At 70.0% G+C, this 9,202-nt stretch carries 7 protein-coding genes; 2 read left to right on the top strand and 5 right to left on the bottom strand.

The features are described from left to right. Nucleotides 1-10: 10 nt before the first annotated feature. The 5 genes from ABD378_RS08400 to ABD378_RS08420 are packed head-to-tail and all read right to left on the bottom strand — an operon-like array spanning nucleotide 11 to nucleotide 6,185. The gene (locus ABD378_RS08400; RefSeq protein ID WP_344519864.1) at nucleotides 11-1,945 is read right to left on the bottom strand and encodes a glycoside hydrolase 5 family protein; all 1,935 of its coding nucleotides are present in this window, start codon (nucleotides 1,943-1,945) and stop codon (nucleotides 11-13) included. 8 nt (nucleotides 1,946-1,953) lie between these two features. Then, complete coding sequence (locus tag ABD378_RS08405; protein ID WP_344519923.1) at nucleotides 1,954-3,000, bottom strand: LacI family DNA-binding transcriptional regulator; 1,047 nt, start codon at nucleotides 2,998-3,000, stop codon at nucleotides 1,954-1,956. Between the two features lie 56 nt (nucleotides 3,001-3,056). Beyond that, entirely contained in the window at nucleotides 3,057-3,884 is an 828-nt protein-coding gene (locus ABD378_RS08410; RefSeq protein WP_344519924.1) for a carbohydrate ABC transporter permease, read from the bottom strand. 41 nt (nucleotides 3,885-3,925) lie between these two features. Further along, nucleotides 3,926-4,858, bottom strand: coding sequence for a carbohydrate ABC transporter permease (locus ABD378_RS08415; RefSeq protein WP_344519865.1), 933 nt, complete (start codon nucleotides 4,856-4,858; stop codon nucleotides 3,926-3,928). 34 nt (nucleotides 4,859-4,892) lie between these two features. Continuing rightward, nucleotides 4,893-6,185 (bottom strand): ABC transporter substrate-binding protein, encoded by a 1,293-nt coding sequence (locus ABD378_RS08420; RefSeq protein ID WP_344519866.1) that lies wholly within the window; start codon nucleotides 6,183-6,185, stop codon nucleotides 4,893-4,895. Between the two features lie 341 nt (nucleotides 6,186-6,526). Here ABD378_RS08420 and ABD378_RS08425 point away from each other — a divergent pair, with 341 nt between their 5' ends. Both ABD378_RS08425 and ABD378_RS08430 read left to right on the top strand, forming a co-directional pair. Next, nucleotides 6,527-8,548, top strand: a complete 2,022-nt coding sequence (locus ABD378_RS08425) for an oxidoreductase (protein ID WP_344519868.1) — start codon at nucleotides 6,527-6,529, stop codon at nucleotides 8,546-8,548. An 89-nt stretch (nucleotides 8,549-8,637) separates the two neighbouring features. Next, a complete protein-coding gene (locus ABD378_RS08430) occupies nucleotides 8,638-9,177 on the top strand; it encodes a PadR family transcriptional regulator (protein WP_344519869.1) in 540 nt (179 codons plus the stop codon). The last annotated feature ends 25 nt before the right edge of the window (nucleotides 9,178-9,202 follow it).

Below are 9,202 nucleotides of genomic sequence, written 5' to 3' on the forward strand. Positions count from 1 at the left end.
TTCACCGCGCTCATCGCCGTTCGAGGACGCGCACGCCGAACGGGGCGAGCCGCACCTTCTCCACCGCCTCACCCGTCCCCAGGTCGTGCAGCGAACCGTCCACGGCCGGGCGCACCGCCAGCTCCTCGTCCGACTGGCTGACCAGCCAGACGAACCGCCGCCCGTCCTCGTGGACGAGGACGTCCGCCGAGACGTAGGGGCTGTCGACCGTCACCGGCCGCTCCACGCCCGCGAGTTGGGCAAGGGCGGCGTACAGCCGGTGTGTCTGCTCCGGGTTGACGCGGGCCGTGCGCGCGGCCATGTGCTCGAGCGGGTAGGTGGCGAGGACCGTACGCCCGCGCCCCGTCTCGTGGACAAGCAGCGCGGGGCGGCCGTGCGCGTCCTTCGCCACGACCCGCGCCCCCGTCGGGACGACCGGCAAATAGGCGCGGCTGTCCTCGTTGCCCGCCACAGGGAAGGTCAGCGTCTCGCCCGCGGCGATGCCCCCGAACTCCTCCGTGAAGGTCATCTCCAGGACGTCGTCCTCGATGGGTTCGGCCACACCGTAGGTGAGCTGGAGCTCGACTCCGAAGAGCCCGTCCAGGTCGTCGAACCACGGGCCGCGCGTCCCGGGGTGCTCACCGGAGCAGAACGACAGGTACACGGTGGCGCCCTCGCGGGCCCGCCGCTCCAGCTCGCGCCGCGTCCGTGTCGTCAACTGCCGGGTGGACGGCAGGAGATACAGCGCCGCGTCCCCGGGCAGTCCGTCGGCCTCCCGCGTGAGGCCCACCGGGAGATCGGCCCCGCGCGCGGCGACGTACCCCTGATGGAGGGACGTGAAGATCAGGGGGCGGTCGGCGGGACGGCTGTAGGGGTAGCCGCGCTCAAGGAACGCGGGCACGACGAGCGCGGCGTCCGCGTCCGAGCGGCGGCAGCGCGCGAAGTCCACCTGCTCCAACACCTGGGAGAACGCGGCGAGTTCGACGAGCGGAGTCTTCGGGGCGCCCGTGCTGTCCGTGATGCCGAAGTGCATCTCGAAGGCGTGGTGGTCGTACGGCGACTGGTCCCACAGGTCGTCGTAGTCGGTGTTGTTCCAGGCTATCCAGCCGGTCGCGCCGCCGAGAAGGGAGTTGTGGAGCGTCTGCCGGTAGTAGATCCCGGCATTCTCCGCCGAAACTGTGTCTGTCGAGAGCCCGAACTCCTCCAGGATCACCGGCTGTTCGGTGACCGCGGCCAGCTCGCACTCGAACGCGGCGCGGTAGTGCTGACGCACGCGGTCCGTGTCGGAGCGGTACACGTGCGGGCCCACGAAGTCGACGTACTCGGCCGTGTCCCGCAGCGAGAAGCCGTTGTCGCGGCCCGTCACCTCGATGCCCCACGCTCCGTCGCCGAGCGACACCGGCTGCGTGCCACCCGCCGCGCGCACCGCGTCACACATGAACTGCGCCCAGGCGGTGACGACATCGCTCGACGGCGGGTCCACCTGGTAGATGCGGCCGTAGCCCGGCATCTCATTGGTGATCAGCCAGCCGGTGACCGCCGCGTGGTCCTTGAAGCGGCGCGTCATCTGCGACACGAACCACGCCTGGCGGCCGACCAGCCACACGTCCTCGTAGAGGTCGCGGCCCCCGCGCCACGCCGGGTCCCAGTTCTCGCCGGACATGTGCCCGACGATGAAGGTGGGCACCGTGCCCATCCCCAACTCGGTGTGCGCGTCGAGGAAGTCACGGAAGCGCTCGCACAACTCCTCGTCGACGCGGTGCGGCTCGGGGTGGAAGTCCGGCCAGTAGAAGAACGAGCGGGTCATCGTCAGACCGTGCTCACGCAGCACGGAGAGTTCTTCGCGAACCGTCTTCGGGTCGTAGTTCCGCCACATCAGCGGACCGCCGGTGCGGGACCAGAAGTTGGCGCCGATCCAGGGCAGGACGGCGGAGTCATGGGTGAGTTGGGCGCTGTGGCGTCGCATGGTGGTACTCAGGTCTTTCCGTACGGGGGTGAAGAGGTGATCGGAGGCGCAGGTCGGTCGGTGGGCCCCGTCGACTCGCGGACGACGAGCCGTGGCCGGTCGTCGAGCGCGACGTGCGGCACGTCCTCGCCGCACTGCGCGAGCAGCGCACGCGCGGCGGCCGCGCCGACCCGCTGCACCTGCTGGTCGACGGTCGTCAGACGCGGATGGAGCCAGCGGCCGATCGGGAGATTGTCGTAGCCGACGACGGACAGGTCGTCCGGGACGCGCAGTCCGGCGCGCTGGGCCGCGCCGATGCCGCACACCGCCATGGAGTCGTTGGCGTACATGACGGCGGTCGGGCGCTCCGTCATGCCGAGCAGCTCCTCGGTCGCGGCGACGGCCGCCGCCTCGGAGAAGTCGGTGCTCAGGACGGCGGCTGGTTCAACTCCCTTCAGCCGCAGGGTCTCTTCGAAGACCGCGCGGCGAAGTCCCGTGTGCAGCAGCTCTCCTGGCCCTGACACATAGGCGATGCGCCGGTGACCGAGCTCCATGAGGTGGTCGACGGCCTCGTGTATGCCGGCGCCCTGGTTGCCAAGGCCCACGGTGGGCACGGGCGCGTCCGGGTGCGGGGCGCCGAGCAGCACGGCGGGCAGGCCGAGGCCGCGAAGCAGCGGCGGGCGCGGATCGTCGGCGCGGGCGTCGGTCAGGACGGCCCCGTCGACACGGCCCTCGGCGGCGAGACGTTCGTACAGCGCGCTCTCCTCGGCCACATCCGCGACCAGATGGAGCAGCAAACCGTAGCCGCGCGGCGCCAGTTCGCCCTCAAGGCCGGTGATCAGCTCGCTGAAGTGCGGGTCCGCGCCGAGCACGTCCGTGGGGCGGCGCACGACGAGGGCGAGCGTACGGGTCCGCGCGCTGCGCAGCGCCGTGGCCGTGGCGCTCGGCGACCAGCCGAGCTCGGCCGCGGCGTCCAGGATGCGCCGCCGGGTGGCCTCGGAGATGCGGCCCTTGGCGTTGAAGGCCTGCGACACGGCGGCCGTGGAGACCCCGGCCGCCGCGGCGACCGCCTTGATCGTCGGACGCGCACCGCCGTCCCTGCCGCTGTCCCTACGGGATGCTTCCGACCCGTTCACATCTTCACCGCCCCACTGACGAGGGCCTGTTGCATCCGCTTCTGCAACACCGTGTAGACGGCCCATACCGGTACGAGAGTCAGTACCGTACCGGCGGTCAGGACCCCGTAATCCGTCCCGGTCAAGGACTTGAGAGTGGGCAGGGCGACCTGCACGGTGCGCTGGGACGGGTCGGGGCCGACGATCACGAGGGAGTACAGGTACTCGTTCCAGAAGGTCAGGAAGTTCAGGAGCAGCACCGTCGCGATGCCGGGCAGACACATCGGCGTATAGACGTGCCGAAGAACCGCGAACGTCGACGCGCCGTCCATCCGCGCTGCCTCCTCCATCTCCTTGGGGATGGTCCGCATGAACTGCACCAGGATGACGACGGACAGCGGCATCGCGGTGGCGGGCAGGAAGAGCACCATGAACAGGCGCGTGTGGAACAGACCCGTCGCCGCGGCGAGCAGGAACGTCGGGAAGAGCGCGGCGAACGTCGGGATGAGGAAGCCGAGCGAGAAGACCTTCTCCACGAAGGCACCCAGCGGACCCGTGGCGCGGGCGATGGCGAACGCCGCCGGAATCGCCAGCGCCAGGGTCAGCGCGAGCGAGAACGCCGTCACCAGCGCCGAGTTGACGACCGCCAGCCCCAGATCGGCGCTCTCGAAGGCCGTACCGAAATTGCCGAACGACAGCGAGGTGGGAAGGGAGAAGGGGCTCGCGAAGATCTGGTCGTTCGTCTTGAAGGCCGAAGCGAGCAGGTAGTAGAGGGGGACGACGAGCAGCGCCGCGTACGCCCACGCCAGGATGTGGGCGGGCAGCCAGGACTTTCCGTGTTTCAGGGATCTCAAGGTGACCGGCTCCGATCGGGGGTCGTGCGGCGTCAGTAGTTCTGGCGGAACGCGCGGCGGATGGTCAGCAGACCGACGAGGCCGACCAGGAAGAGGATCACGCCGACGGTCTGGCTGTAGCCGAGGTCGGCCGCGATGAACGCCTTCTGGTAGACGAGGAACGACAGCGTGGTCGACGAGCTGCCGGGCCCGCCCTGCGTGAGCAGCAGGACGTGCTGGGCGGAACCGAAGAACGTCCAGAGGAACTGGAGCATCGTCACCACGCCCACGTACTCGCGGATGACCGGGAAGTGCACGCGCCACATCGTCCGCCAGTGCCCGGCACCGTCCAGCTGCGCCGCCTCGCCGATCTCCTCGGGCACACTGCCGAGCCGGGCGGCGAACAGGACGGCGGTGAAGCCGATGCCGCCCCAGATGTCGAGCACGATCAGGCAGAGCAGCGCCGTCGAGGGAGAGGCCAGCCAGGCGTCGGTCACCGAGCCGAGGCCCACCGACTTCAGCGCGCCGTTGACCAGGCCGTCGGGGGAGAGCGCCGCGTAGAACACCATCGCCTTGGCCGGGGTGGAGATCAGGCCGGGGATGAAGAGGAGGTAGCGCAGGACGCGGTGGCCCGGCGGCTTCTGCGCCACGTAGTAGCCCAGCATGTACGCGCACACGATCATGATCGGCAGCGCGACGGCGAGCTGGACTGCCGTATTGCGCACGGCGTCCCAGAACACCGGATCGTCGAGGACGGTGCGGACGTTGTCGAACCCGGCGAACGAGACGGGCTGCAGCATGCCCGGCCAGTGCAGGGCCGCGATCACGAAGATCGCGACCATCGGGCCGACCATGAAGACCAGGTACCAGATCAGGGCAGGGACGGCGAGGATGGTGCCGCCCTCGCGGCGGCGCTTGCGGACAGGGGGCTTCGACGGTGCGGGGCGGACCTCGGTCCCGCCCGGCGTCGACGTGAGTGTCGTCATCTCGGGTGACTCCCAGAAGGCTCGGGCGGGCGGCTCATGCGGTGCGGTACGCGGCTTCGAGCACGGAGCGCACCTTGGCGGGGCTCGTGCCGCGCGTGAACGCCGTGCTGGTCGCGGTGATCAGCGGCTGCGTCGCGGCCGGCGGGACGTACAGGTCGGGCAGCAGGGCCTGGCTGACGCCGGTGCCGAGCTTCTGCGCCTCGGCGACGAGCGGGAAGTCGGTGCTGAGGGTGTCGGAGCGCAGGGCCATGTCGCGGCCGCTCTCCTTGATGAAGCGCGAGACGGTGTCGGGGCGGTACATGAAGCGCAGGAACTTCTCGACGGAATCCAGCTTCTTCGTGCCGTTCGGACTGATCCAGAAGCCGATGAGGGTGTACGTCCGCAGGATCGTCGGCTTGGGGTGCGCGGCGTCCGGCGCGAGCGGCCAGCCGCCGACCTCGGTGTGCCGTGCGACCTTCTCCGGGACCTTCGCGAGCGCCGATGACATCGCGGACTGGACGGCGGCGGCCTCGGTGTTGAACTGCGTCGTCATCGTGTCGGACGTCAGGCCCTGCGCCTTGTCGGCGAAGACGCCCGCGTCGCGCAGGGCGGCGAAGTACTCGATGCCCTCGCGGGCACCCCTGCTGCCGCTGAAGTCGCCGCTCGTGAACACCTTCCGCGCCTCGTCGGGGGTGAGGAAGGTCTGGATGATCTGGGTGAGGAGCTTCTGGCCCGTCCAGTCGTTGCCGCCGACGGTGACCGGCGCGATGCCCTTGGCGCGGAGCTTGCGGGCGGCGGCGATCAGCTGGTCACCGGTGGTGGGGATCGCGCCGACACCGGCCTTGTCGAGCAGCGCCGTGTTGTAGGCGACCGGCCAGTTGGTGGCGAAGTAGGGGAAGGCGCGCAGCCGCCCCTTGCCGTCGGTCCAGGCCTCGAGGGCGACGGGCAGGACGCGCTTTCGCAGTCCCCAGTCGTCCATGTACCCCTTGACGTCGACGGTCGCCCCGACATCGGTCCAGGCCAGCGTCTTGTCGTAGAGGTTCACCATGACGACGTCCGGCTCCTTGCGGGCAAGCCGTGAGGTCTCGTAGACCTGCGCGAGGTCGTCGCCGTTGACCAGGTTCTTCACCTTCAGACCCGGGTTCTCGTCCCGGAAGGTGTCGAGGGCGGACAGGTAGGTGGGCGAGCCCGGAGCGGTGGTGCCCAGCTGGCTGTGCACCACGAGCGTGTCGGGATCGGAATCCGCCGATGCCAGCGTGGAACAGCCGGCGAGGGCGGGCAGGGTGGTGGCGGCGGCCAGGCCTGAACCTGCGGCGATGAAGCCGCGCCGACTCATCGTTGAGCGCACAGCGGGATGTCTCCAACCAGGGCGATGAGAACCAGGGGTTAATCGATATACCTGCGGGGGTGCGAGGAGCGTAGGAGTGCTTCGTCGAATGGTCAATCCCCTGTTGCGCACGGTAAATCTTCCGGCGAAACAGTCAAAACGGTCACCCGGGCCGTGCTGGGCCGTGCTGGGCCGTGCTGGGCCGTGCCGGGCCGTGCTGGGCCGTGCTGGGCCGTGCTGGGCCGTGCCGGGCCGAGCCCTGTGTCGAAGTGGCGCGCGCCACGTCTTTATGCAACTAGTTGCACAAGGGGTCGACGTCCTCTAGAACTGTCCTGACGACACACCCCGTACGGAGGGCCCGCATGAGCCGCTACCCGAACCTGCTGAACCCGCTCGACCTGGGCTTCACCACCCTGCCCAACCGGGTCCTGATGGGATCCATGCACGTGGGCCTGGAAGAGGCACCGAACGGCTTCCGGCGGATGGCGGAGTTCTACGCGACCCGTGCGCGCGGCGGTGTCGGCCTCATCGTCACGGGCGGCATCGCCCCGAACGAGCTCGGCCGCCCTTGGGACGGCGGCGCCAAGCTGACCACCGAGGCGGAGGCCGAGGAGCACGCGGGCATCACGGCCGCCGTGCACGCCGAGGGCGGCAAGATCGCGATGCAGATCCTGCACTTCGGGCGGTACGCCTACCACGAGGGCCTCGTCGCGCCCAGCGCGATCAAGGCGCCGATCAGCCCCTTCGTGCCGCGCGCCCTTGAGGACGACGAGGTCGAGCAGACCATCGAGGACTTCGTGCGCGCCGCCGAGCTGGCCAAGCTCGCGGGCTACGACGGCGTCGAAGTCATGGGCTCCGAGGGTTACTTGATCAACGAGTTCATCGCGGCCCCCACCAACCAGCGCGAGGACCGCTGGGGCGGTGCCTACGAGAACCGCATCCGCTTCCCCGTCGAGATCGTCCGGCGCATACGTGAGCGCGTCGGCGCGGAATTCATCATCATCTACCGCCTCTCCATGCTGGACCTCGTCCCCGGCGGCTCGACCCTCGAAGAGGTGGTCCACCTCGCCAAGGAGATCGAGGCCGCGGGCGCCACGATCATCAACACCGGTATCGGCTGGCACGAGGCGCGCATCCCCACCATCGCGACGTCGGTGCCGCGCGGCGCGTACACCTTCGTCACGAAGAAGGTCATGGGCCAGGTCTCCGTACCGCTCGTCACCACCAACCGCATCAACACCCCGGAGATCGCCGAGCAGTTGCTGGCCGATGGAGCCGCCGACATGGTGTCCCTGGCCCGCCCGCTCCTCGCCGACCCGGACTTCGTCGCCAAGGCGAAGGCCGAGCAGCCCGACGCCATCAACACCTGCATCGGTTGCAACCAGGCCTGCCTGGACCACACCTTCAACCTGCAGATCACCTCCTGCCTGGTGAATCCGCGCGCCTGCCACGAGACCGAGCTCGTCCTCGCGCCGACCCGCCACAAGAAGCGCGTCGCGGTCGTCGGCGCGGGCCCGGCCGGACTCGCCTTCGCGGTCTCCGCGGCCGAACGCGGCCACGACGTGACGCTCATCGACGCCGCGTCCGAGATCGGCGGCCAGCTCAACGTCGCCCGCAAGGTGCCCGGCAAGGAAGAGTTCGACGAGACCCTGCGCTACTACCGCACCCAGCTCGAACTCCACGGCGTGGACGTCCGGTTGAACACCCGCGCCACGGCGGCAGAGCTGGCGAAGGCCGCGTACGACGAAGTGGTCGTCGCCACCGGAGTCACCCCCCGCACCCCCGAGATCCCCGGCATCGACCACCCCAGCGTGGTCGGCTACCTCGACGTGCTGCGCGACAGCGCGCCCGTGGGGGAGCGGGTCGCGATCATCGGCGCGGGCGGCATCGGCTTCGACGTCGCCGAGTACCTCACCGACAGCGGCGACAAGGCGAGCCTGGACCCGGCGACGTACTTCCGGCAGTGGGGCGTCGACATGGACTACAAGGACCGCGGCGGCCTGACCGCTCCCGACCGCCCGGCCCCGCCGCGCTCCGTCCACCTCCTGCAGCGCAAGACGTCCAAGGTCGGCCAGGGCCTCGGCAAGACCACGGGCTGGATCCACCGCACCGAGCTGCGCCACCGCGGCGTCACGATGGTCGCCGGCGCGAGCTACGACCGCATCGACGACGCGGGCCTGCACATCACGGTCGACGGACAGTCCACAGTCATCCCCGTCGACACGGTCGTCCTCTGCTCAGGGCAGGACCCGCGCCGCGACCTGTACGAGGAGCTGCTTGCCGCCGGGCACAGCGCGCACCTCATCGGGGGCGCGGACGTGGCGGCCGAGCTGGACGCCAAGCGGGCCATCAAGCAGGGCACGGAGCTGGCCGCGGCGCTGTGACACCGGGATGCCCGCTCCGGCTGAGACCGGGCGTCCGCTCAGGCTGACACCGGGCGTCCGCCGCGGACGCCGTACTTAGGATGGCCGCCATGTCACTCCCGCACGCGATCCTCACCGCCCTCCTGGAGAAGCCTTCGTCGGGGCTCGAGCTGACCCGCAGGTTCGACAAGTCGATCGGCTACTTCTGGTCGGCCACGCACCAGCAGATCTACCGTGAGCTGGGAAAACTGGAGCGGGACGGGTCCATCCGCGCGCTGGAGCGGCAGCAGGCGACCCGCGGGCAGAAGAAGGAGTACGAGGTCCTGCCCGCGGGCCGCGCCGAGCTGGCCCGCTGGACGGCCGCGAGCCAGGACCCCAAGCCGCTGCGGGACACCCTGCTGCTGCGTCTGCGGGCCGCGGCGGTCGTCGGAACGGACGGCATCGAGGCCGACCTGCGCCGCCATCTCACCCTGCACCGGCGGCAGTTGGCCGAGTACGAGGAGATCGAGGAGCGGGATTTCCCGCCGGGGAAGGACACGGTGGAGGACCGGCTGAGGCATGTGGTGCTGCGGGCCGGGATCGATCTGGAGACGTTCTGGACGCGGTGGCTCGAGCGGACGCTGGAGGAGCTCGGGGCGCCGGAGGCCTGAGGCTCGGCGCTCGCGTGAACGACGG

This window comes from Streptomyces rectiviolaceus, assembly GCF_039533825.1.
In the GTDB taxonomy this organism is placed as follows: Bacteria; Actinomycetota; Actinomycetes; order Streptomycetales; family Streptomycetaceae; genus Streptomyces; species Streptomyces rectiviolaceus.